Genomic DNA, 22195 nt, shown 5'->3' with positions numbered 1-22195 from the left:
GGAGGAGGGACGTGTGCCCGACGTCGATCCGTGTCGTAAGGTTGTCCGAGACATTGTCACTCAGTCGGGGTCGCCACGCGGGCCGTTCCAGCCCGCCGGCTGGACGCCCGCACTCCGTAGCGAGGGGGTCGAGCCGATGGGGCGCGGCCGAGCGAAGGCCAAGCAGACACGCGTGGCCCGTGAGCTCAAGTACAGCTCACCGAACACCGACCTTTCTGCACTGCAGAAGGAGCTCGCCGGTTCGACGCCGTCCTACACCGCCTTTTCCCGGGCGACGGACGACGACGAGGACGACGACGAGTACAGCGACCGCTGGGCGGACGACGACGACGACGAGGACGACGACGGTCGCCCCGCGTTGAGCCGCTGATCCTCAGCACCTGATCGCGGACGCCGCAGCTCCCCCGGGAGCTGCGGCGTCGGGGTGTGCCCGCCTCAGCGGTAGGTGCCCTCCAGGCGGGCAGCGGTGTCGCCCGTGCGCGGACCGACCGTGCCGGCGACCCAGGCGGGCACCCCGGCGGCGTCGAGCCGGGCCACGACGGCGTCGGCCGTCTCGGGTGCCACCGCGGCGACCATGCCGACGCCGCAGTTGAAGGCGCGCTCGGACTCCGCGCGGGGGACGCCGTGCTCCTCCATCAGCCGGACCGCCGCCGGCAGCGCCCAGGTGCCGCGGTCGAGCACCGCCTCCAGACCGTCCGGGAGGACGCGCGCGGTGTTGCCGGCCAGCCCGCCGCCGGTGATGTGCGCGTACGCGTGCACGCCGTCGACCCCGAAGGCCTCGACCAGCGCCAGGCAGTCCTGGGCGTAGATGCGGGTGGGCTCGAGCAGCTCCTCGCCCAGCGGGCGGTCCAGCCCGGCCGGCGTCGCGGACAGGTCGAGCCCCGCGGCGGCCACCACCCGGCGCACCAGCGAGTAGCCGTTGGAGTGGAAGCCGGACGACGCCATCGCCACGACGACGTCACCCGCCCGCACCCGCTCGGGCCCCAGGACGGCGTCGGCCTCCACGACCCCGACCGCGGTGGCGGCCAGGTCGTACTCGTCGGCCTCCATCAGGTCGCCGTGCTCGGCGGTCTCCCCACCGACCAGGGCCGCGCCGGCCTGGGTGCAGCCGGCGGCGATGCCGGTGACGATCGCGGCGATCCGCTCGGGGACGACCTTGCCGCAGGCCACGTAGTCCTGGAGGAACAGCGGCTCGGCGCCACAGGCCACGAGGTCGTCGACGACCATGGCGACGAGGTCGATGCCCACCGTGTCGTGCCGGTCCAGTTGCCGGGCGAGGGCGATCTTGGTGCCGACGCCGTCGGTCGAGGACGCCAGCAGGGGCGTGCGGTACTTCTGCGTGTCCAGGGCGAACAAGCCGGCGAAGCCACCGAGGCCGCCCACAACCTCCGGCCGGTTGGTCCGCTCGACGGCGGCCTTCATCAGCGTGACGGCACGCTCCCCGGCGTCGATGTCCACGCCGGACGCCGCATACGTGAACTCGGTCATGGACGGGTGAGCGCGTCCTCGGCACCGCCGGGGACGCTGGCACTCCCGGCCTGCTGGCCGGTCCAGCCGCTGACCGAACGCCGCTCGTCCACGAGCGGGAGCGGTGTCCGGCCGATGCCCTCGAGCACGTGCTTGCCGAACAGCTCCGACTCCCCCAGCGGGATCGGGTACTCGCCGGTGAAGCAGGCCGTGCACAGCCGGTTGGCCGGCTGCTCCGTCGCGGCGATGAGGCCCTGCTCGGAGACGTAGCCGAGCGAGTCGGCGTTGATCGAGGCGCGCACGCCGTCGACGTCCAGGCCGTTGGCCACCAGCTCGGCCCGGCTGGCGAAGTCGATGCCGTAGAAGCACGGCCACTTCACCGGCGGGGAGGCGATCCGGACGTGCACCTCCACGGCGCCGGACTCGCGCAGCATCCGGATCAGGGCCCGCTGGGTGTTGCCGCGCACGATCGAGTCGTCGACCACGACCAGGCGCTTGCCGCGGATCACGTCGCGCAGCGGGTTGAGCTTGAGCCGGATGCCCAGCTGGCGGATGGTCTGGCTGGGCTGGATGAACGTGCGCCCGACGTAGGAGTTCTTGACCAGGCCCAGGCCGTAGGGGATGCCGGAGGCCTCCGCGTAGCCGACCGCGGCCGGGGTCCCCGACTCCGGGACGGGGATGACCAGGTCGGCCTCGACCGGGTGCTCCTTGGCCAGCCGCCGGCCGATCTCCACGCGGGCGGCGTGCACGCCCCGGCCGGAGATCGTGGTGTCGGGCCGGGCGAGGTAGACGTACTCGAAGACGCAGCCCTTGGGCTCGGGCGGGGCGAAGTGCTGGCTGCGCAGCCCGTTCCCGTCGATCGCGATCAGCTCGCCGGGCTCGACCTCGCGGACCACGGAGGCACCGACGATGTCCAGCGCCGCCGTCTCGCTGGCCACGACCCAGCCGCGCTCCAGCCGGCCGAGCACCAGCGGGCGGACGCCCTGCGGGTCGCGGGCGGCGTAGAGGGTGTCCTCGTCCATGAACGTGAAGCTGAAGGCGCCGCGCAGCTGGGGCAGCACCTCCATCGCCGCGGCCTCCACCGAGAGGTCCGGGCGGGCGGCGATGAGCGCGGTCACCAGGTCGGAGTCGTTGGTGGCGATGAACGCCCCGGGGACGCCGGCGTCGGCGGCCTTGCCGGCCAACTCGGCGGTGTTGACCAGGTTCCCGTTGTGGCACAGCGCCAGACCCGTGCCGGCCGACGTGGTGCGGAACGTGGGCTGCGCGTTCTCCCACGTCGAGGCGCCGGTCGTGGAGTAGCGGGTGTGGCCGACGGCGAGGTGGCCGCGCAGGCTGCCGAGGGTCGGTTCGTCGAACACCTGGCTGACCAGGCCGAGGTCCTTGTAGACCACGACGGAGGCGCCGTCGGACACCGCGATGCCCGCCGCCTCCTGACCGCGGTGCTGGAGGGCGTACAGACCGAAATAGGTCAGCTTCGCGACCTCCTCCCCCGGCGCCCAGACACCGAAGACGCCACAGGCGTCCTGAGGTCCGGGATTCTGGGGGTCGAGGTCGTGCGTCAGCCGTCCATCACCGCGAGGCACACCCCGACAGTACCGGCGCGACGCCACCCGTCCTACTCCGGCGGAGGTGTCACCGACCACCCGTGTTCCGCCGGGGGCGGAACCTCGACCGGTGGCGGCGCGTTGGCACGGAATGGCAGCCAACGGGCCCGACCCGCGTGAATTCCTCGAGCTGGCGCAGCGGATGCTCCGGCAGTTCTTCGACGAACCGCGCCGCGACGACGAACCGTGGGCGGACGCCACCCGCCATGCCGTGCGGCGCACCCCCGAGCCCAGCGCCGAGGAGCAGCGGGAGAACCTGACCTTCGCCCTCGCGACGCGCGCCGTCGAAGCGCTCGAGGACCTCGCGCTCAACGTCGCGTCGATCCGCCAGCGGCTCGAGCGGACGGCCCCGGAACCGCAGGACCGCCCGGCGCCGCGGGACGGCGCCGACGGGCAGTGACCCGCTCGACGCCGAACCCCGCCGGAGGCTACTGAGCGGGGACGTTGCCCAACTCGGCGGCGATCGTCGTGTCGTCGCCGTGGCCGGTCCGCACCACGGTGTCGCCGTGCAGGCTCAGCAGCTGGGCCCGGATGGAGCGCACGATCGTCGGGTGGTCGCTGAAGGACCGCCCGGTCGCGCCCGGCCCGCCGCAGAACAGCGTGTCGCCGGTGAACACCGTGCCGAGGTCGGGGGCGTGCAGGCAGGTGCTGCCCGGCGAGTGCCCCGGGGTGTGCAGCGCGGTGAGCGTCGTCCCGGCGACCGGAAAGCTGGTGCCCGCGGTCAGGTCGTGGTCCGGGGCCGTGTCGGGATGGGTCATGTCCCAGAGCATCCGGTCCTGCTCGTTGAACCAGATCGGGGCGCCGGTGGCCTCGCGCAGGGCGGGCGCGGCGGTGACGTGGTCGTTGTGCCCGTGGGTCAGCACGATCGCCGTCACCCTGCGGCCGCCGATCGCCTCGACGATCGGCGCGGCGTCGTGCGGGGCGTCGATGACGAGCACCTCGTCGTCGTCCCCGACCAGCCAGACGTTGTTGTCGACGTCGAAGTCCTGCCCGTCCAGGGAGAAGACGCCGCTGACCACGACCTTGTCGATGCGGGGAGTCACTTGTCGATCACCACGACGGAGCGCAGGACCTCGCCCTTGTGCATCTTCTCGAAGGCCTCCTCGACGTCGTCGAGGCCGATGGTCTCGGAGACGAAGGCGTCGAGGTCGAAGCGGCCCTGCAGGTAGAGGTCGACGAGCATCGGGAAGTCGCGGCTGGGCAGGCAGTCGCCGTACCAGGAGGACTTGATCGAGCCACCGCGCCCGAAGACCTCGATCGCGGGCAGGGTGATCTCCATGTCCGGCGTCGGGACGCCCACCATCACCACGCGCCCGGCGAGGTCGCGGGCGTAGAACGCCTGCTCGAAGACCTTCGGGTGGCCCACGGCGTCGATCGCGACGTCCACCCCGAACCCACCGGTGAGGGCCTTGACCGCCTCGACCGCGTCGGTCTCGGCGGAGTTGACGGTGTGGGTGGCGCCCATCTGCCGCGCCCACTCGAGCTTCTTGTCGGAGATGTCGACGGCGATGATCGTCGTCGCGCCGGCCAGCTTCGCGCCGGCGATCGCGGCGTCGCCGACACCGCCGCAGCCGAAGACGGCCACGGTCTCCCCGCGCTGCACGGCCCCGGTGTTGATCGCCGCACCGACGCCGGCCATCACGCCGCACCCGAGCAGACCTGCCGCCGTGGGCGGTGCCGCCGGGTCGACCTTCGTGCACTGCCCGGAGTGCACGAGCGTCTTCTCCGCGAACGCGCCGATACCGAGGGCCGGGGACAGCTCGGTGCCGTCGGCCAGGGTCATCTTCTGCGCGGCGTTGTGGGTGTTGAAGCAGTACTTCGGCTCGCCCTTGAGGCAGGCCCGGCACTCACCGCAGACGGCCCGCCAGTTCAGCACGACGTAGTCGCCGACGGCCACGTTGGTCACCCCCTCGCCGACCGCGGAGACGATCCCGGCCGCCTCGTGGCCCAGCAGGAACGGGAACTCGTCGTTGATCCCGCCCTCGCGGTAGTGCAGGTCGGTGTGGCAGACCCCGCAGGCCTGGACGTCGACCACGGCCTCACCGGGGCCGGGGTCGGGGACCACGATCGTCTCGATGCTCACCGGAGCGCCCTTGCTGCGGGCGACGACGCCCTTCACCTCATAAGCCATGCGGCGAGCGTAGGCGGATGGGGCGGATGGGGCCCGAGGGGCTCCCCGTCAGCGGATCGTGCTCGTCACGCGCACGTCTCGGTCGAGTGTTGAACGCGCGAGTATCCCCACGGCGTCGTACCGTCCGACCGGCCGCGACGCACATCACAGCGCGCGGCCGGGTTGCGTCCAACCGGCCGCGCCGTTCCCGTCCTCGGAGGTTGTTCCGTGGCAGTACCCAGCTTCCTGGCACGAGAGCGCATCGTCGCTCGGCCGGGCTTCAACCGCTGGCTGATCCCGCCGGCGGCACTCGCCGTCCACCTGTGCATCGGCCAGGCCTACGCGACGAGCGTCTACAAGGTGGCGCTCGTCGAGCACTTCAACGCCAGCCTCACCGAGATCGGCATCATCTTCTCCCTCGCGATCGTGATGCTCGGCCTCTCGGCCGCGGTCTTCGGCACGTGGGTCGACCGCAACGGCCCGCGCGCCGCCATGGCGACCGCCGCCGTCTTCTGGTCGTCCGGCTTCCTCGTCGGCGCCCTCGGCATCGCCACCGACCAGCTGTGGCTGGTGTACTTCGGCTACGGCGTCCTCGGCGGAATCGGCCTGGGCATCGGCTACATCTCGCCGGTGTCCACGCTGATCAAGTGGTTCCCCGACCGCCCGGGCCTGGCCACCGGCATGGCGATCATGGGCTTCGGCGGTGGCGCGATGGTCGCCTCGCCGCTGTCCCGCCAGCTGATGAACTGGTACGACGAGGACTACACCGGCGCGGCCGGCGAGGTCGCCAGCGGCAACTCCGTCGCGCTGCTGTTCGTCACCCTGGGCCTGGTCTACCTGGCCTTCATGCTGTTCGGTGCCCTGATCGTGCGCGTCCCCGCCCCCGACTGGCGGCCGCACGGCTTCGACCCGGCGACGATCAAGCAGAAGTCGCTGGTGACGACGGAGAACGTCTCCGCCAACAACGCGATCAAGACGCCGCAGTTCTGGCTGCTGTGGACGGTCCTGTTCTGCAACGTGACCGCCGGCATCGGCATCCTCGAGCAGGCCGCGCCGATGATCCAGGACTTCTTCCGCGACGGCGGGACCTCCGCGGTCGCCGCGGCCGCCGCGGCCGGCTTCGTCGGGCTGCTGTCGCTGTTCAACATGGCCGGCCGCTTCGTGTGGTCCTCCACGTCGGACTACATCGGCCGCAAGCCGATCTACATGGTCTACCTGGGCGTCGGCATCGTGCTGTACGTCGGGCTGGCCACCATCGGCAGCAGCGCCGTCTGGCTGTTCGTCGGGCTGGCCGCGATCATCATCAGCTTCTACGGCGGTGGGTTCGCGACGGTCCCGGCCTACCTGCGCGACCTGTTCGGCACCTACCAGGTCGGCGCCATCCACGGCCGGCTGCTGACCGCGTGGGCGGCCGCCGGCATCGCCGGTCCGCTGATCATCAACGGCATCCTGGACATGCAGGGCGAGCCGGGGAACCTCGTGGCCTCCGACTACCGGCCGGCCCTGTTCATCATGGTCGGGATCCTGGTCGTCGGCTTCATCGCCAACCTGCTGATCAAGCCGGTCGCCGACAAGTGGTTCGAGCCGAAGGACACCGACACCCCCACCGCTGCCGCGGAACCCGAGAGGAGCACCACCCGATGAGCTCGACGTCATCCACCGGTGAGCAGCCGGCCTCGAGCACCCCGACGGGTCTCGTCGCCGTCGCGTGGGCACTGGTCGGCGTGCCGCTGGTCTACGGCCTGTACAACACGGTGAAGGCGGCCAGCGCCCTCTTCACCGGCTGATCCCCCCGCAGCACCGCACTCCTGCGCCCCGTCCGCTCTCCAGCGGGCGGGGCGCAGTGCTGTGCCCACCGTCGTCCTCCGGACGACACCGCGGCCTGGTGCCGTCCCCGACGTCCGGAGCCGTCAGGCCGCGCTGCAGGGTCCCGCCGCGAGCTTGCGAGGGGCGGGGGGCAGCGGGGTCCTTCTGCTGCGCGGAGCCCCCCGGGCGCCACCCGGCACGACGAGCCTCAGCGAAGGGGTGACAACGGGAGGACGGCACCCAGGTTCGCGCGGCTGCCGCTGGCGGCGACCTTCCCGGCGGCGACGGCGTCGTCCCAGGACTGGCGGCCGCTGACCAGCCGCAGCCAGGTCGCGGCATCGGTCTCCACCACGTTCGGCGGCGTCCCCCGGGTGTGCCGGGGGCCCTCGATGCACTGGACGGCGACGTGCGGCGGCACCCGGACCTCCACCGAGCGTCCCGGAACCTGCTGGGCCAGCCAGCGCGCGCTGGTCTTCACCGCGGCACCCACCACCGATCGCGGCGGCTGCTCGGCGTCCTGGTCCAGCCAGGCGGCCACCGGCTGCAGAGCGGCCCGCAGCTCCTCGGCCGGGATCGGGGCCGGCATCAGCTGGTGGGGACGGTGCCCGCCGGAACGGTGCCGACGGCGACGTCGGGAGACCCGAAGAGCGCCGGGAGGGTGGCGGTCCAGGCCGCCCGCAGCTCGGCGAGGGGCAGGTCGAGCCCGCCGTCCAGGCGCAGGGCGTCCCCGCCCGTCGTCCCCAGTTCCGTCACGGTCACACCGGCCCACCGGGCCGTCGTCTTCACGCCGCCGGGGTCGGACGTGGTGACGACGACGCGGCCGGTGGACTCGCTGAACAGTGCGGTGAACGCATCGCCGTCCAGGTGCAGGTCCGCACCGACGCCGTACCGCAGCGCCGACTCGGTGAGCGCCTGCGCCAGGCCGCCGTCGGACAGGTCGTGGGCGGAGCCGAGCAGACCCTCCGTCGCGAGGGCGCCCAGGAGCTCCGCCAGGGCGCGCTCGGCCGCCAGGTCGAGCGCCGGCGGGCGGCCGCCGAGGTGGCCGTGCACGACGCTCGCCCAGGCCGAGCCGCCGAACTCCGGCCTGGTCTCGCCGAGCAGCAGCACGGTCTCGCCGGCGGTCCGCCAGCCACTCGGCACGCGGGTGCGCACGTCCTGGTGCACGCCCAGGACGCCGATGACCGGCGTCGGGTTGATCGGGACGTCGCCGGTCTGGTTGTAGAGGCTGACGTTGCCCCCGGTGACCGGCAGGCCGAGTTCCCGGCAGGCGTCGGCCAGACCGCGGACGGCCTCGGCGAACTGCCACATGACCTCCGGCTCCTCGGGGGAGCCGAAGTTCAGGCAGTTGGTCACGGCCAGCGGCCTCGCGCCGGAGACGGCCACGTTGCGGTATGCCTCGGCCAGGTTCAGCTGCGCACCGAGGTAGGGGTCGAGGCGGGCGTACCGGGCGTTCCCGTCGAGGGCCAGCGCGATGCCGCGGTTCGACTCCTCGTCGATGCGCACGACGCCGGCGTCCTCCGGCTGGGCGAGCACGGTGTTGCCGCGGACGTACCGGTCGTACTGCTCGGTGACCCAGGTCTTGTCCGCGCCGTCCGGGCTGCTGACGAGGGCCAACCAGTGCGCCTGCACCTCCGCCGGCGTCGTGGGGCGCGGCAGGCGCGCCGGGTCGTCGGCCTGAAGGGCGTCGAGGTCGGCCGGGCGGGCCATCGGCCGCTCGTACACCGGGCCCTCGTGGGCGACCGTGCGCGGCGGGACGTCGACGATCCGCTCGCCGTGCCAGTCGACGGTGAGCCGGTCGCCGTCGGTCACCTCACCCACGACCGTGGCCAGCACGTCCCACTTCGCGCAGACGGCGAGGAAGTCGGCGACCTTGGCCGGCTCGACGATCGCGCACATCCGCTCCTGCGACTCGCTCATCAGGATCTCGGCGGGGGTTAGCGTGGAATCGCGCAGCGGGACCGTGTCGAGGTCGACGTGCATGCCGCCGGTGCCGGCGCTGGCCAGCTCGGAGGTGGCGCAGGACAGCCCGGCGCCACCGAGGTCCTGGATGCCGGTGACGAGGTCGGCGGCGAAGATCTCCAGGCAGGCCTCGATGAGCAGCTTCTCGGTGAACGGGTCGCCCACCTGGACGCTGGGCCGCTTGGCCGGGCCCTCGGCGTCGAAGGTCTCCGACGCCAGGACGCTGACCCCGCCGATGCCGTCGCCGCCGGTGCGCGCGCCGAACAGGATCACCTTGTTGCCGACACCCTCGGCCTTGGCCAGCCGGACGTCCTCGTGCCTCATGACGCCGACGCAGAGCGCGTTGACCAGCGGGTTGCCGGCGTAGCAGTCGTCGAAGAGCAGCTCGCCGCCGATGTTGGGCAGGCCCAGGCAGTTGCCGTAGCCGCCGACCCCGGCGACGACGCCGGGCAGCACGCGGGCGGTGTCCGGGGCGTCGGCCCGGCCGAACCGGAGCGAGTCCATGACGGCGATCGGCCGGGCGCCCATGGTCAGGATGTCGCGGACGATGCCGCCGACGCCGGTGGCCGCGCCCTGGTACGGCTCGACGTAGCTGGGATGGTTGTGCGACTCCACCTTGAAGGTGACCGCGTAGCCGTCGCCGACGTCGACGACGCCGGCGTTCTCGCCGATGCCGACCAGGAGGGCCTCGCTGGGCGGGAGATCGCCGAACTGCCGCAGGTGGACCTTCGAGCTCTTGTAGGAGCAGTGCTCGCTCCACATGACGCTGTACATGGCCAGCTCGGCGGTGGTGGGCCGGCGGCCGAGGATCTCCTTGATCCGCGCGTACTCGTCCGCCTTCAGGCCCAGCTCGGCGAAGGGCTGCTCGTCGTCCGGGGTGCCGGCCGCCAGCTCCACGGTGTCGAGGCGGTCGGCCAGCCGGCCGGGGCCGGTGTCGAGGTCGCTCAGTCCCTGGCTCACGCGTTCACGACCGCCTTCAGGATGCTGGTGAAGAAGCCGAGCCCGTCGGTGCTCGGCCCGGTGAGGTCCTCGACCGCGTGCTCCGGGTGCGGCATGAGGCCCACGACCCGGCCGTTCTCGCTGGCGACGCCGGCGATGTCGCGGCTGGACCCGTTCGGGTTGCCGTCCACGTAGCGGAACACCACCCGGTTCTCGCCCTCGAGGCGGTCGAGGTCCGCCGGCGACCCCACGTACCGGCCCTCGCCGTTCTTGACCGGGATGACGATGCGCTGACCGGCCGCGTAGTCGGCGGTCCAGGCGGTGTCGGCCCGCTCGACCTGCAGCACCTGGTCGCGGTTGCGGAAGTGCAGGTGGCTGTTGCGGGTCAGCGCGCCGGGCAGCAGCCCGGCCTCGCAGAGCACCTGGAAGCCGTTGCAGATGCCGAGCACGGGGAGGCCCTGCCGGGCGGCCGTCACGACGTCCTGCATCAGCGGCGAGCGGGCAGCGATGGCCCCGGCCCGCAGGTAGTCGCCGTAGGAGAAGCCACCGGGGAGGACGACGGCGTCGACGTCCTTCAGGTCGTGGTCGCCGTGCCACAGCGGGACCGGCGCCCCTCCGGCCAGCCGCACCGCGCGGGCGGCGTCGACGTCGTCCAGGGAGCCGGGGAAGGTGAGAACACCGATGCGCACGACGTCAGTCCTTGGTGAGGTGCAGCTCGACGTCCTCGATGACGGGGTTGGCCAGCAGCGTCTCGGCGATCTGCTTCAGCTCCGCCTCGTCGGGGGTCCCGTCGACCTCGAGCACGAAGTGCTTGCCCTGGCGGACACTGCGGATGCTGTCGTGGCCGAGCCGGCCCAGCGCTCCCAGGACCGCCTGCCCCTGGGGGTCGGAGATCTCCGGCTTGAGGACCACGTCGACGACCACCCGGGACACGCTGTCGAGGGTACCGGGCGGCGTCCGCCGTCCTCCTGTGTGTGCGCTCACGCCCCTGGGACCGCCCGTGACCCTCGTCTCGCCTGCTCCTCCCCGCGAGCCATGCGAACTCGTGGCGATCGGCGGCGGATGGCCACGAGTTCGCATGGTTCGGCGGCGCGGGGCCGGTCACAGCCCCAGCGCGGCGCGGATCGTGGCCAGCACCTGCTCCGGCCGACCCAGCACGTCCGCCGACGAGAACCGGAGGATCGTCCAGCCGGCGAGCACCAGCCCGTTCTGCCGGCGCAGGTCGTCGACGAAGACCCGCCGCTCGCGGTGCACGTCGCCGTCGAACTCGACGAGCACCTTCCGGTCCGGCCAGGCCATGTCCACCTGACCGACGAACCGCCCGTCCACCCGGACGACCTGCTGCAGCACCGGCTCCGGCAGGCCCGCCTCCAGCAGCAGCCAGCGGAGAACGGACTCCATGGGGGAGCCGGATCCCGCGTTCCCGCGCTCGGCCACGCGCCGGGCGGTCGCGACCCCGCGGCGGCCCGCCGAACGGCGCAGGATCACCGGGAACTCGTCCTCGGGGAACCCCCGGGCAAGCATCTGATCGGTGACCGCGAGCAGGGCCGCCGGCGGTAGCGATGCCGCGAGGTCGATCCACGTCCGGCTGGGTGACGTGACCACGACGCCGTGCCGACGACGGGTCTCGGGGGCCGGCACGGCCGAGAAGTGGATCCTCCGGTCCCGCCGGTGCCGCAGTCGGGCCTCCGGCCGGACGGTCAGGTGGACACGCCCGTCGTCCGGCACCAGCGGAACCTCGAATCCCCAGGTCCGTGCCGCCGTCAGGTGGCTGACGACCGCATCCTCCGGAGCGCCCAGCAGCACTGCTCGCACCCGGTCGAGTTCACCGGCCAGGTGCGGCAGGTAGGTGTTCCGGGACGTGCGCACGACCTCCCGGTGCCGCAGGTGCCAGTCGGTGACGCCCGCCGCCTCAGCCCTGGAGCGGTCGATCGGTCCGGTGACCCGGGGCGGCACGGGCGGAGTCGGCATGGCCAGGAGCCTGCCGATCCGGGGCACGTGGGGCGGGCGCCGTCCACAGGCCGGGCGAACCCTGCGATCTCGTGGCCATCAGCCGCCGATGGCCACGAGATCGCATGATTCGGCGGCTGGGGTCAGGTGAAGCGCTGGCCGGTGAGGCGTTCGTAGGCGGTGACGTAGCGCTCGCGGGTGGCGGCGACGACGTCCTCGGGCAGCTCCGGCGGCGGGGAGACGCGGTCCCACCCGGACGACGTCAGCCAGTCGCGGACGTACTGCTTGTCGTAGGACGGCTGCACCGAGCCGGGCGACCAGGTGGCGGCCGGCCAGAAGCGCGAGGAGTCGGGGGTGAGCACCTCGTCGCCGAGCACCAGCGACCCCGCGGCGAGGCCGAACTCGACCTTCGTGTCGGCCAGGATGATCCCCGCGGCCTCGGCCAGCTCCGCGCCCCGCCGGTACAGCGCCAGGGTCAGGGCGCGCAGCTGCTCGGCCCGCTCCGCGCCGACCAGCTCCACCACGCGGGGGAAGTCGATCGGCTCGTCGTGCTCCCCCAGCTCGGCCTTGGTGGACGGCGTGAACACCGGCTCCGGCAGCTTCGAGCCCTCGACCAGCCCGGGCGGCAGCGCGACGTCGCGGATGGAGCCGGTGCGCCGGTACTCCGCGGTGCCGCCCCCGGACAGGTAGCCGCGGGCCACGCACTCGACCGGCAGCATCTCCAGCCGGCGGACCAGCATCGCCCGGCCGGCCACCGCTGCCGGCACCTCGGATGCGCTGACCAGGTGGTGCGAAGCGCCGAACTCCGCCAGCACGGGCGCGAGCTGCTCGAACCACCACACCGACAAGCGGGTGAGCACGGCGCCCTTGTCCGGGATCGGCGTGGGCAGCACGTGGTCGTAGGCCGAGATGCGGTCCGAGGCCACGAGCAGCAGCCGGCCGTCACCGGCGTCGTAGATCTCCCGCACCTTGCCGCGGGCGACGAGCGGGAGGTCGATCACGAGAGGGCAGCCAGCCGGTCGAAGAGCGGGCCCAGGTTGGCCACGTACCGCTCGGGCCGGCAGATCTCGTCCAACCGCGCCTCGTCGAGGGTCACCCCGGACGCCTCGGCGCGTGTCCGGAGGGTCGACCGGAACGGCGTCCCGGAGTTCCAGGTCTCCATGGCGGCCGTCTGCACGAGCGCGTAGGCGTCCTCCCGGGACAGCCCGCCCTCGACCAGCTCCAGCAGCACCGACGACGTGTAGATCAGCCCGCCGGTGGACTCCAGGTTGGCCCGCATCCGGTCGGCGTCCACCACCAGGTTCTCCACCAGCCCGGCGGTCAGGTCCAGCAGGTAGTCGGTGGTGATGGCGGCGTCGGGGAGGAAGACCCGCTCGGTGGAGGAATGGGAGATGTCACGCTCGTGCCAGAGCGGGATGCCCTCCATCACCGGCACGATCGCCGCCCGCACCACCCGCGCGAGCCCGGCGATGCGCTCGGAGCGGATCGGGTTCTTCTTGTGCGGCATGGCGCTCGAGCCCTTCTGGCCCGACCCGAACGCCTCCGCCAGCTCGCGCACCTCGGTCCGCTGGCCGTGCCGGACCTCCAGCGCGATCGCCTCGCAGACCGTCGCGATGATCCCCAGCGCCGACACCCACTCGCTGATCCCGTCCCGCAGCACCACCTGGGTGGACGCGTCGGCCGGCCGGAGGTCCAGTGCCGACGCGACCGCCACCTCGACCGACGGGTCGATCAGCGAGTAGGTGCCGACGGCGCCGGAGATCGCCACCACGCCGACCGCGTCCCGGGCCGCCCGCAGCCGGTCCCGGGAGCGGGCAGCGGCGAAGGCCAGGTCGGCGACCCGGTGGCCCCAGACGACGGGCTCGGCGTGTACCCCGTGGGTGCGGCCGACCTTGATCGTCGACCGGTGCGCCAGCCCGTGGTCGCGGAGCGCCGCCACCAACCGGTCGGCCTTGGCCAGCAGCACGTCGGTGGCGTCGGTCAGCTGGACGGCGAGGGCGGTGTCCAGCAGGTCCGACGACGTCATGCCGTGGTGCACGTAGGCCGCGGCCGAGCGCGGCTCGGTGTTGTCCGCCCAGGCGGTGAGGAAGGCGATGACGTCGTGCTGCGTCGTCTCCTCGATCTCCGCGACCCGCTCCGGGGTGGGCGGAGGCGCGTTGCGCACCGGCTCGACGACGTCGGCGGGCACCCGCCCCGCGGCCGCGTGCGCTTCGAGCACCAGCGTCTCGACCCGGCACCACAGCTCGTACTTGTGCTGGTCGCTCCAGACCCGCCCCATCTCGGGGAGCGTGTACCGCTCGATCATCGGGCCCACCTCGTCGCCATCAGCACGGCTCCAGTCTCGCGCAGGCCGGTCAGGGGACGGCGATCCGCCCCTCGACGGCGGCCAGCGCGATGTCGGTGCGCCAGTGCGCATCGGCCAGCCGGACGCCGGCCACCCGCTCGTAGGCGGTCTGCCGGGCGGCGGCCAGGTCGGGGCCCAGCCCCACCACCGAGAGCACCCGCCCCCCGGAGGAGTGCACGGTGCCGTCGGCCGAGATCGCCGTCCCGGCGTGCAGCACCCCGTCGCCGTCCGCGCCGGTCACCGGGTCGCCCGTCCGGGGCGCCTCCGGATAGCCCGGGGCGGCGACGACGACGGTCACCGCGGCGCCGTCCCGCCAGCGCAGCGGGGGGTGATCGGCGAGGGTGCCCGTGGCGGCGGCGTGCAGCAGCCCGGCGAGCGGGGTCGCCAGCAGCGGGAGCACCACCTGCGTCTCCGGATCGCCGAAACGGGCGTTGAACTCCACCACGCGGACGCCGCGCGAGGTCAGCGCCAGCCCGGCGTAGAGCAGGCCGCTGAAGGTCTCCCCGCGCCGGCGCATCTCGTCGACGGTCGGCTGCAGCACCGTCGCCACGACCTCCTCGACCAGTCCGGGCGGCGCCCACGGGAGCGGGGCGTAGGCGCCCATCCCGCCGGTGTTCGGGCCGCCGTCGCCGTCGTCGCGGCGCTTGTGGTCCTGGGCGGGCACCAGCGGCAGCACCGTCGTCCCGTCGGTGACCGCGAACAGCGAGACCTCGGGGCCGTCCAGGAACTCCTCCACCAGGACGGCGCCACCGGCGTCGAGGATCCGGCGGCCGTGCGCCGCCGCGGCGGCGCGGTCGCCGGTGACCAGCACGCCCTTGCCGGCGGCCAGGCCGTCGTCCTTCACGACGTACGGGGCGCCGACCTCGTCGAGCACCGTCTCCAGCTCGGCCGGCCCGCCGACCGGCCAGGCCCGCGCCGTGGGCACGCCGGCCGCCTCCATGACGTGCTTGGCGAAGGACTTGCTGCCCTCCAGCTGGGCGGCCTGCGCCGAGGGGCCGAAGCAGGCGATGCCGGCCTCGCGGACGGCGTCGGCGGCACCGGCGACCAGCGGGACCTCGGGGCCGACGACGACGAGATCGGCCGACCAGGCCGTGGCGAGCGCGGCGATCGCGTCGGGGTCGGCGACGTCGACGACGTGCGGTTCGGCGAGCGCCCGGGTGCCGGCGTTACCGGGGGCGCAGGCGAGCGCGCCCACCGCGGGGTCGGACGACAGAGCCACGCACAGGGCGTGCTCCCGGGCACCGGAGCCGATCACGAGCACGCGCACGGGGCGAACGTACCGATGAGCGGTCAGCGGGACCTGTTCGGCTGCTCCCGGCGTGCGCGGTGCAGCGTGCGCAGCCGGGCCCGCTCCTCGGCCCGGGCGCGTGCGTCGACGCGCAACCGCTGCCGGCGTGCCTCGGCCTCGAGTTTCCGCCACCCGGTGAACCGGGCGGGATCGAGCCGCCCGTCGTCGATCGCGGCGGCGACCGCGCACCCCGGTTCCCCCGAGTGGCCGCAGTCGCGGAACCTGCACCCGGCCGCGAGCTCCCCGACGTCGGCGTAGGCGGTCGCGATCCCCTCGGCGTCGTCGCGCAGCCCCAGCTCCCGCATCCCGGGGGTGTCGACCAGCAGGCCACCGCCGGGCAGCAGGTGCAGCTCGCGGGCGGTCGTGGCGTGCCGCCCGCGACCGTCCCCGCGGATCTCCCGGGTCCCCGCCACCGTCCGGCCGGCCAGCGCGTTGGCCAGACTGGACTTGCCGACCCCGGAGGGCCCCACCATCGCCGCCGTCCGGCCGGGGCGGAGCAGGTCGCGGACCGCGGCCAGGCCGTCCCCGGTCACCGAGCTGACCGGCAGCACCTCGACACCGAGCGCGTCCTCCCGGACGGCGCCGACCACCGCGGCGACGTCGGCGCAGAGGTCGGCCTTGGTCAGGACCACGACCGGGGTGGCCCCGCTGCTCCAGGCCACCGCGAGGTAGCGCTCGATGCGGCGCAGCCGCGCCCCGCCGGTCAGCGCGTCGACCACGAGCACCAGGTCGATGTTGGCAGCGACGACCTGCGCGGCCGACGTGCGGCCGGCGACGGTGCGGACGAAGGCACTCGTCCGGGGGAGGATCTCGACGGCCAGTTCACCCCGCAGCGCCACCCAGTCGCCCACCGCGGGACCGGTGCCGTCGGCGGCGTGGAGGGCAGCTCCCGGCACCACCCGGCGCGCGCCCTGGGCGGTCAGCACGGTCAGCCGGCCTCGGTCGACGCGCGCCACGCGGCCCGGTTCGGCGCCGGGCGGTGGCGTCCCGGTGCGGTCCCAGCCCAGCGATGAGAGATCGGTCACGGGCGCATGGTGCCGCCCTGGTCAGCGGGACGTCATGCGAATTGTGTGCGACTCGTCTGCTTCAGTTCACCCCGCGGCCATCCGATCAAGGTTTCGTGGCGGACATGCGCGCGACCGAGTCGCTGGCAGCACGACCAGCGACCCGCCTTCCCCGTCCTGTCGTCGTCGGGCACCGCGGTGCCCCCGCCTACCGCCCCGAGCACACGGCGGCCAGCTACGAGCTGGCCATCGACCTCGGCGCCGAGCTGGTCGAGCCCGACGTCGTCCTCAGCCGGGACGGCGCCCTCGTCGTCCGCCACGAGAGCGAGCTCTCCTGGTCCACCGACGTCGCCGACCGCGCCGAGTTCGCCGGCCGCCGCACGACCCGGGAGGTCGACGGGGCGCCCTGCACCGGTTGGTTCACCGAGGACTTCACCCTCGACGAGCTGCGCACCCTGCGGGCCGTGGAGCGGATGCCCGATCTCCGCCCGCTGAACACCGCCTACGACGGCCGGTTCGGGATCCTGACCCTCGCCGAGGTCGTCGACCTGGCCCGTGCCCGGTCGACGGCCGAGCGCCGGATCCGGGTGCTCGCCGAGCTCAAGCACCCCGGCACGGCCGCCGAACCGGCCCTGCCCATGGGTGAACTCGTCGCCGAGGAGCTCCGCCGGCTGGACGCGGCCGGCCCGCAGGGGCCGGTGGTGCTGCAGGCCTTCGACGCGGCCCTGCTGCGGGAGCTGCGCGGCCGCCTGGGCGACGACGGTCCGGAGATCGTCCAGCTGGTGAACAACCACGCCGAAGGCGACCGCATGGTCACCCGGGCCGGGCTGCGGGAGATCTCCACCTACGCCCAGGGCATCGCCCCCAGCGTGGAGCGGGTGCTCCGCGGCGTCCACCCGGTGCGCGGGACCTCCTCGCTGGTGACCGAGGCACACCGGGCGGCGCTCACCGTGTTCACCTGGACGCTCCGGGCGGAGAACGCCTACCTGCCCGAGCACCTGCGCATCGGCACGATCCCCGAGGCGCACGGTGACGCGGTCGGCATCGCGCGGCAGCTGCTGTCGCTCGGCGTCGACGGCCTGATCACCGACTCCCCCGAGCACGCCGCCGCAGCCGTCGCCGAACTGCAGACCCGCACCCCCGCCGCGGTCTGACCGCCCCGCCGACGGGGGCCCGAAGGGTCCCCAGAGAAGGGGCGAGAAGCCGCGAGGACCAAGCCAGGCGGGCTCGGAGCCGCGGAACCCGGCGAGAGCCGCTCCCGCGAGACGGCCGCGACGACGGGGGCCGGAGGCCTCCCCGAGGAGCGGTCGGCAACAGCTCAGCTCAGCAGGGGACGGCTCCTGGCCGCGGTGTCGTCCGGAGGACGACAGACGACCTAGCCGATCAAATCGTGGATCAGCACGTTCTCGTCGCGGCCGGGTCCGACGCCGATGACGCTCATCCGGGCGCCCGAGAGCTCCTCCAGCCGCCGCACGTAGGCCTGCGCGTTCGCCGGCAGCTCGTCGAAGGTCCGGCAGTGCCGGATGTCCTCGAACCAGCCCGGCATCTCCTCGTACACCGGCGTCGCGTGGTGGAAGTCGGTCTGCGTCATGGGCATCTCGTCGTGCCGCACGCCGTCGACGTCGTAGGCCACGCAGATCGGCACGGTGTCCAGGCCGGAGAGCACGTCGAGCTTGGTGAGGAAGTAGTCGGTGATGCCGTTGACCCGGCTGGCGTAGCGGGCGACGACGGCGTCGAACCAGCCGCAGCGGCGGTCGCGGCCGGTCGTGACGCCGACCTCGCCACCCTGCTTGCGCAGGTACTCGCCGTTGGCGTCGAACAGCTCCGTGGGGAACGGCCCCGATCCGACGCGGGTCGTGTACGCCTTGAGGATGCCGACGACCCGCTCGATGCGGGTCGGGCCGACCCCCGCGCCGACCGCTGCCCCGCCCGCGGTCGGGTTGGAGGAGGTCACGAACGGATAGGTGCCGTGGTCGACGTCCAGCAGGGTGCCCTGCGACCCCTCGAGCAGCACCCACTCGCCGGCGTCCAGGGCCGTGCCCAGGAGCAGGCGGGTGTCGACGATGCGGTGCTTGAGGGCCTCGGCGTACTGCGTGTACTCCTCGACGACCTCGTCGACGTCGATGGCCTTGCGGTTGTAGACCTTGACCAGGACCTGGTTCTTCTCCTGCAGGGTGCCCTCGAGCTTCTGCCGGAGGATGGAGAGGTCCAGCAGGTCCTGCACCCGGATGCCGTTGCGGGCGACCTTGTCGCCGTAGGCGGGGCCGATCCCGCGCCCGGTCGTGCCGATCTTGCGGGTGCCCAGGAAGCGCTCGGTGACCTTATCCAGGGCCCGGTGGTGCGGCATGATCAGGTGCGCGTCGGAGGAGATGACGAGCCGCGAGGTGTCCACCCCGCGCTCCTCCAGGCCGGCCAGCTCCCCGATCAGCACCTCGGGGTCGATGACCACGCCGTTGCCGATGACCGGTGTGCAGCCGGGCGTGAGGATGCCGGACGGGATCAGGTGCAGGGCGTACTTCTCGCCGTCCGGGGTGATCACCGTGTGCCCGGCGTTGTTGCCGCCCTGGTAGCGCACGACGTAGGGGACGCGGCCGCCGAGGAGGTCGGTGGCCTTGCCCTTGCCCTCGTCGCCCCACTGGGCACCGATCAGCACGACAGCCGGCATCGGGTCCTGGTCTCCTCTGCAATGGCGGTGGGTGGTCGGGTGCTTCGCCACCCACGGTTGCCCGCATGACCAGATGGCAGGGTATCCGCATGGCCGCCGTGCAGCTCGACCTCCGCCGGCTGGAGCCCGGGGAGGCTCCCCGGCCGGCCGACGTCGCCGCCGCCGCGGAGGCCGACGCCGTGCGCGTGCGGGGTCCGGTCGCCGGCCTCGCCGCCGTGCTCACCGTGCTGCACAAGGCCGAGCGGACGGCGCTGGTCCCGGTGGCCTGGGAGCCGGCGTCGGACAAGGCCTCGCTGGCCCTGGCCCGCGACATCGGCGTCGGCACCGGCGGGCCCCGTGAGCTCGGTCTGGTGCGGGACGACCACGGCGGCGTCCTCCTGCACCACGGGCGCGTGGAGGCCGACGGCGACGGGCGCCGCTCGCTGAGCCGCCGTCTGGGGCTGCAGGCCTACCACGACGACATCAAGGTGGCCGACGGCGAGATCACCCGGATCGACGTCCGGCCCGACTGGCGGGCCGTGGACACGATCGCCGTCACGGTCATGCTCCTGCCGCTGCGGCCCACCCGGCAGACCAGTGGCCGGGCCCTCCAGCTCGCGTCCGACCCGGCCCGCATCGTCCGCGACGGCGTGCCCTACCCGCGGCCGGTGCACCGCTGGACCTGGTACGCCGACGACCGCGTGCGCTGGCGCCTGGAGCCGTAGCCGCCCGGCCCCGCTCGCGGCGGGCCGCTGCACGGGTCGGGCCGCGTCGTGGAGACTGTCCTCCATCCGCCCGCCGAGGAGGTCCCGCTGCCGTCGTCCCGTGCCCTGACCGGGCTGTGGCTCCGTCGCGAGGCCTGCCGGTGACCAGCACCCGGCTGCCCACGTCGACGGCGTCGCCCGCCCCCTCGACCGGCCGCCGGCTGCTCGGGCGGGCGCTCGCGCGGCCGAGCCTGCCCGCACTGGTCGCCCTGCTCGTCGTCTCGGTGGTGTTCGGCCTGCAGGCGCCGGCGCTGCTCACGACCGGCGGGCTGGCCGGCGTCCTGGACACGGCGGCGCTGCTGGGCATCGGCGGGGTGGCCGTGGGACTGCTGCTCATCGCCGGCCAGTTCGACCTGTCGGTGGGCGTCGTCGCCGTGGCCAGCCCGCTGCTCACGGCACTGCTGGTCCAGCACGCGGGGTGGGACATCTGGCCGGCGCTGCTGGTCTCCCTGGCGGCGGCCCTGGCCGTCGGCCTGGTCAACGCGTTCCTGGTGGTGAACACCGGGCTGCCGAGCTTCCTGGTGACCCTGGCGACGTTCCTCGTCCTGCAGGGGGTCTCCCAGGCCGGCGCGCTCGCCGTGACGGGGTCGGGCCGGGTCGCCGGGGTGGACGAGGCCCCGGGCTGGGAGTCCGCCGTCGCGGTGTTCGGCTCCACGCTGCAGGTGGGTGACGGCCGCTTCCGCGTGTCCCTGCTCTGGTGGCTCGGGGTCACCCTGGTGGCGACCTGGGCGCTGTGGCGCACCCGCTTCGGCAACGCCGTCTTCGCCAGCGGGGGAGCCCGGACGGCGGCCCGCCAGCTGGGGGTGCCGGTCCAGCGGACGACGCTCGTGCTCTTCGGCCTCACCGCGTCGGCCGGCTGGCTGATCGGCACGCTGGGGCTGGTCCGCTTCGGCTCGGTCGGCATCGGCTCCCCGGTCCTGACCACGGCGATCGACTTCATCGTGGTGGCGGTCCTCGGCGGCTGCCTGCTCACCGGGGGGTACGGCTCGGCGATCGGCGCCTCCGTGGGCGCGCTGCTCTACGCCGTCTCGCGGGAGGGCATCGTCCTCAGCGGGTGGGACCCGCTGTGGTTCCGCGCGCTGCTCGGCGTCCTGCTGCTGGTGGCGCTCCTGGCCACCGGGGTCGTGCGCCGCCGGCTGAAGGCGGTGCCCCGGTCGTGACCGAGCTCGCGAGGTCACGGGGGAACAGAGCACCCACGGACACGGGTGTGACGAGCGCCAGCGAGGAGCGCCCGTGACCGAGCCCGTCCACCGCGCCGCCCCGCACCTGCCGGAGCTGGAACTGCAGCGGCTCAGCGTGCACTTCGGCAGCGTGGCCGCGCTGTCCCGGGTGAGCGTCACGCTGCCGGCCGGGGAGATCACCTGCGTCCTCGGGGAGAACGGTTCGGGCAAGTCCACCCTGGTCTCGGTGCTCTCCGGGCTGCGGCCGCACGACGAGGGGCAACTGCTCCTGAGCGGGGAGCCGGTCCGCTTCCGCTCGCCGCGGCAGGCCCGCGCGGCCGGGATCGCGACCGTCTGGCAAGACCTCGCGGTCGCGCCCCTGCTGTCGATCTGGCGCAACTTCTTCCTGGGCGCCGAACCCACCCGCGGGGTCGGGCCGCTGCGCCGGCTGGACGTCGAGAAGGCGCGGGAGACCACCGTCCGGGCCATGGCCCGCGTGGGGGTCACTCACCTGGACCCCGACCAGCCGGCCAGCACGCTGCAGGCCGGCGCCCGCCAGAGCCTCGCGATCGCGCGGGCCATGCACTTCGGGGCGCGGGCGCTGATCGTCGACGAGCCGACGGCACCGCTGACGGTGAACCAGCAGACACTCCTGCTGCAGGCGATCGTCGCCGCCCGCACCCAGGGCCTCGCGGTCCTGCTGGTGACCAACAACCCGCGCTACGCGCACCTGGTCGGTGATCGGTTCCTGCTGCTGGCGCACGGCTCGGTCGCCGGCCTGCTGACCCGGGACGACGTCGACGCCGCCGACCTCATGCGGCTGATGGCCGGCGGCGAGGAGTTCAACGCCCTCACCGAGGCGCTGACGGCGCTGCACTCCGAGCTCGGCGACCGCTGAGCCCCGGGCCCCGCGAGAGGGGCCCGGGGCGCGGTCAACTCAGGATGCTGACCCCACCGGGCCCGACCAGCAGGCCCACCACGATGAGGACGACCCCCCACAGCAGCTGCTTGCGGACGATCGCGACGATGCCCGCGATCACCAGTACGACGGCGAGGATCCACAGGATGAATTCCATGTGCTGTCTCCGTTCGGGCGGGCGCCGGAGTGACGCCGTGCACGGACAGTGATTGCCACCACGATCATCCAGCAAACCTG

General features: G+C 73.5%; 23 protein-coding genes. 8 read left to right on the top strand and 15 right to left on the bottom strand.

The genetic code is table 11. The annotated features are described in order from the left end of the window. The first annotated feature begins 13 nt into the window (after window positions 1–13). Entirely contained in the window at window positions 14–370 is a 357-nt protein-coding gene (locus BM142_RS19045; RefSeq protein ID WP_254791075.1) for a DUF3073 domain-containing protein, read from the top strand. A gap of 65 nt (window positions 371–435) precedes the next feature. On the opposite strand, the gene purM is transcribed toward BM142_RS19045, so the two are convergent. Together purM and purF are read right to left on the bottom strand one after the other, a co-directional pair. Beyond that, window positions 436–1488, bottom strand: coding sequence for a phosphoribosylformylglycinamidine cyclo-ligase (gene purM, locus BM142_RS19040; protein ID WP_092202176.1), 1053 nt, complete (start codon window positions 1486–1488; stop codon window positions 436–438). After that, window positions 1485–3050, bottom strand: coding sequence for an amidophosphoribosyltransferase (purF, locus tag BM142_RS19035; protein ID WP_092202173.1), 1566 nt, complete (start codon window positions 3048–3050; stop codon window positions 1485–1487). The genes purM and purF overlap by 4 nt, the downstream gene beginning before the upstream one ends. Window positions 3051–3162: 112 nt before the next feature. On the opposite strand from purF, the gene BM142_RS19030 reads away from it, so the two are divergent. Next, window positions 3163–3471, top strand: coding sequence for a hypothetical protein (locus BM142_RS19030; RefSeq protein WP_092202172.1), 309 nt, complete (start codon window positions 3163–3165; stop codon window positions 3469–3471). A gap of 28 nt (window positions 3472–3499) precedes the next feature. Here the strand turns inward: BM142_RS19030 and BM142_RS19025 are convergent, their stop codons facing one another. Together BM142_RS19025 and BM142_RS19020 are read right to left on the bottom strand one after the other, a co-directional pair. Next, the gene (locus tag BM142_RS19025) at window positions 3500–4114 is read right to left on the bottom strand and encodes an MBL fold metallo-hydrolase (protein ID WP_092202170.1); all 615 of its coding nucleotides are present in this window, start codon (window positions 4112–4114) and stop codon (window positions 3500–3502) included. Further along, window positions 4111–5202 (bottom strand): S-(hydroxymethyl)mycothiol dehydrogenase, encoded by a 1092-nt coding sequence (locus BM142_RS19020; protein WP_092202168.1) that lies wholly within the window; start codon window positions 5200–5202, stop codon window positions 4111–4113. Before BM142_RS19020 ends, BM142_RS19025 begins: the two co-directional genes overlap by 4 nt. Before the next feature lie 207 nt (window positions 5203–5409). Between BM142_RS19020 and BM142_RS19015 the strand changes: the two genes are divergently transcribed. Next, window positions 5410–6825, top strand: a complete 1416-nt coding sequence (locus tag BM142_RS19015; protein ID WP_092202166.1) for an OFA family MFS transporter — start codon at window positions 5410–5412, stop codon at window positions 6823–6825. Next, window positions 6822–6968 (top strand): MFS transporter small subunit, encoded by a 147-nt coding sequence (locus tag BM142_RS24705; protein WP_175527358.1) that lies wholly within the window; start codon window positions 6822–6824, stop codon window positions 6966–6968. The genes BM142_RS19015 and BM142_RS24705 overlap by 4 nt, the downstream gene beginning before the upstream one ends. 227 nt (window positions 6969–7195) lie before the next feature. Here the strand turns inward: BM142_RS24705 and BM142_RS19010 are convergent, their stop codons facing one another. The 9 genes from BM142_RS19010 to rsgA all read right to left on the bottom strand — a co-directional run bounded on the left by BM142_RS19010 (window position 7196) and on the right by rsgA (window position 16492). Beyond that, window positions 7196–7573 carry a sterol carrier family protein gene (locus tag BM142_RS19010; protein WP_092202164.1) on the bottom strand — a complete coding sequence of 126 codons (378 nt, stop codon included), beginning with the start codon at window positions 7571–7573 and terminating at the stop codon, window positions 7196–7198. Further along, window positions 7573–9906: a phosphoribosylformylglycinamidine synthase subunit PurL gene (gene purL / locus BM142_RS19005; protein ID WP_175527357.1), complete on the bottom strand. Its 2334-nt coding sequence runs from the start codon at window positions 9904–9906 to the stop codon at window positions 7573–7575. The genes BM142_RS19010 and purL overlap by 1 nt, the downstream gene beginning before the upstream one ends. Beyond that, window positions 9903–10574, bottom strand: coding sequence for a phosphoribosylformylglycinamidine synthase subunit PurQ (purQ, locus tag BM142_RS19000; RefSeq protein WP_092202162.1), 672 nt, complete (start codon window positions 10572–10574; stop codon window positions 9903–9905). The genes purL and purQ overlap by 4 nt, the downstream gene beginning before the upstream one ends. 4 nt (window positions 10575–10578) lie before the next feature. After that, window positions 10579–10818, bottom strand: a complete 240-nt coding sequence (purS, locus tag BM142_RS18995) for a phosphoribosylformylglycinamidine synthase subunit PurS (RefSeq protein WP_092202160.1) — start codon at window positions 10816–10818, stop codon at window positions 10579–10581. Between the two features lie 168 nt (window positions 10819–10986). Next, window positions 10987–11856 carry a DUF559 domain-containing protein gene (locus tag BM142_RS18990; protein WP_139228946.1) on the bottom strand — a complete coding sequence of 290 codons (870 nt, stop codon included), beginning with the start codon at window positions 11854–11856 and terminating at the stop codon, window positions 10987–10989. Window positions 11857–11978: 122 nt separating this feature from the next. After that, window positions 11979–12836, bottom strand: a complete 858-nt coding sequence (locus tag BM142_RS18985) for a phosphoribosylaminoimidazolesuccinocarboxamide synthase (protein ID WP_092202156.1) — start codon at window positions 12834–12836, stop codon at window positions 11979–11981. Continuing rightward, window positions 12833–14140 carry an adenylosuccinate lyase gene (gene purB, locus BM142_RS18980; RefSeq protein ID WP_092202154.1) on the bottom strand — a complete coding sequence of 436 codons (1308 nt, stop codon included), beginning with the start codon at window positions 14138–14140 and terminating at the stop codon, window positions 12833–12835. Before purB ends, BM142_RS18985 begins: the two co-directional genes overlap by 4 nt. 49 nt (window positions 14141–14189) lie before the next feature. Beyond that, window positions 14190–15446 carry a phosphoribosylamine--glycine ligase gene (gene purD, locus BM142_RS18975; protein ID WP_092202152.1) on the bottom strand — a complete coding sequence of 419 codons (1257 nt, stop codon included), beginning with the start codon at window positions 15444–15446 and terminating at the stop codon, window positions 14190–14192. A 23-nt stretch (window positions 15447–15469) separates the two neighbouring features. Then, window positions 15470–16492: a ribosome small subunit-dependent GTPase A gene (rsgA, locus tag BM142_RS18970; RefSeq protein ID WP_092202150.1), complete on the bottom strand. Its 1023-nt coding sequence runs from the start codon at window positions 16490–16492 to the stop codon at window positions 15470–15472. A 104-nt stretch (window positions 16493–16596) separates the two neighbouring features. Here rsgA and BM142_RS18965 point away from each other — a divergent pair, with 104 nt between their 5' ends. Beyond that, entirely contained in the window at window positions 16597–17625 is a 1029-nt protein-coding gene (locus BM142_RS18965) for a glycerophosphodiester phosphodiesterase family protein (protein ID WP_092202209.1), read from the top strand. A gap of 221 nt (window positions 17626–17846) precedes the next feature. On the opposite strand, the gene BM142_RS18960 is transcribed toward BM142_RS18965, so the two are convergent. Beyond that, window positions 17847–19136, bottom strand: a complete 1290-nt coding sequence (locus tag BM142_RS18960; RefSeq protein WP_092202148.1) for an adenylosuccinate synthase — start codon at window positions 19134–19136, stop codon at window positions 17847–17849. Between the two features lie 65 nt (window positions 19137–19201). On the opposite strand from BM142_RS18960, the gene BM142_RS18955 reads away from it, so the two are divergent. The 3 genes from BM142_RS18955 (at window position 19202) to BM142_RS18945 (ending at window position 21937) form a co-directional block, all read left to right on the top strand. After that, window positions 19202–19840 carry a hypothetical protein gene (locus BM142_RS18955; RefSeq protein WP_254791074.1) on the top strand — a complete coding sequence of 213 codons (639 nt, stop codon included), beginning with the start codon at window positions 19202–19204 and terminating at the stop codon, window positions 19838–19840. A gap of 140 nt (window positions 19841–19980) precedes the next feature. After that, on the top strand, window positions 19981–21039 hold the full coding sequence (locus BM142_RS18950) for an ABC transporter permease (protein ID WP_254791073.1): 1059 nt from the start codon (window positions 19981–19983) through the stop codon (window positions 21037–21039). Window positions 21040–21112: 73 nt separating this feature from the next. Then, on the top strand, window positions 21113–21937 hold the full coding sequence (locus tag BM142_RS18945; protein ID WP_092202144.1) for an ATP-binding cassette domain-containing protein: 825 nt from the start codon (window positions 21113–21115) through the stop codon (window positions 21935–21937). Between the two features lie 34 nt (window positions 21938–21971). Here BM142_RS18945 and BM142_RS24700 read toward each other — a convergent pair whose 3' ends face one another. Next, complete coding sequence (locus BM142_RS24700) at window positions 21972–22115, bottom strand: GPGG-motif small membrane protein (RefSeq protein WP_175527356.1); 144 nt, start codon at window positions 22113–22115, stop codon at window positions 21972–21974. Window positions 22116–22195 lie beyond the last annotated feature (80 nt).

This window comes from Blastococcus tunisiensis (assembly GCF_900112815.1).
Taxonomy (GTDB): domain Bacteria; phylum Actinomycetota; class Actinomycetes; order Mycobacteriales; family Geodermatophilaceae; genus Blastococcus_B; species Blastococcus_B tunisiensis.
The sequence above is the reverse complement of the archived record's forward strand: the minus strand, read 5'-3'. Positions and strand labels throughout refer to the sequence as shown.

Bases quoted from the DNA above. Each gene is read 5' to 3' on its own strand.
- purM (WP_092202176.1), bottom strand. From the start codon at position 1,488: ATGACCGAGTTCACGTATGCGGCGTCCGGCGTGGACATCGACGCCGGG.
- BM142_RS19030 (WP_092202172.1), top strand. From the start codon at position 3,163: ATGGCAGCCAACGGGCCCGACCCGCGTGAATTCCTCGAGCTGGCGCAG.
- BM142_RS19020 (WP_092202168.1), bottom strand. From the start codon at position 5,202: ATGGCTTATGAGGTGAAGGGCGTCGTCGCCCGCAGCAAGGGCGCTCCG.
- BM142_RS24705 (WP_175527358.1), top strand. From the start codon at position 6,822: ATGAGCTCGACGTCATCCACCGGTGAGCAGCCGGCCTCGAGCACCCCG.
- BM142_RS19010 (WP_092202164.1), bottom strand. From the start codon at position 7,573: ATGCCGGCCCCGATCCCGGCCGAGGAGCTGCGGGCCGCTCTGCAGCCG.
- BM142_RS18990 (WP_139228946.1), bottom strand. From the start codon at position 11,856: ATGCCGACTCCGCCCGTGCCGCCCCGGGTCACCGGACCGATCGACCGC.
- purB (WP_092202154.1), bottom strand. From the start codon at position 14,140: ATGATCGAGCGGTACACGCTCCCCGAGATGGGGCGGGTCTGGAGCGAC.
- BM142_RS18965 (WP_092202209.1), top strand. From the start codon at position 16,597: ATGCGCGCGACCGAGTCGCTGGCAGCACGACCAGCGACCCGCCTTCCC.
- BM142_RS18960 (WP_092202148.1), bottom strand. From the start codon at position 19,136: ATGCCGGCTGTCGTGCTGATCGGTGCCCAGTGGGGCGACGAGGGCAAG.
- BM142_RS18955 (WP_254791074.1), top strand. From the start codon at position 19,202: ATGACCAGATGGCAGGGTATCCGCATGGCCGCCGTGCAGCTCGACCTC.
- BM142_RS24700 (WP_175527356.1), bottom strand. From the start codon at position 22,115: ATGGAATTCATCCTGTGGATCCTCGCCGTCGTACTGGTGATCGCGGGC.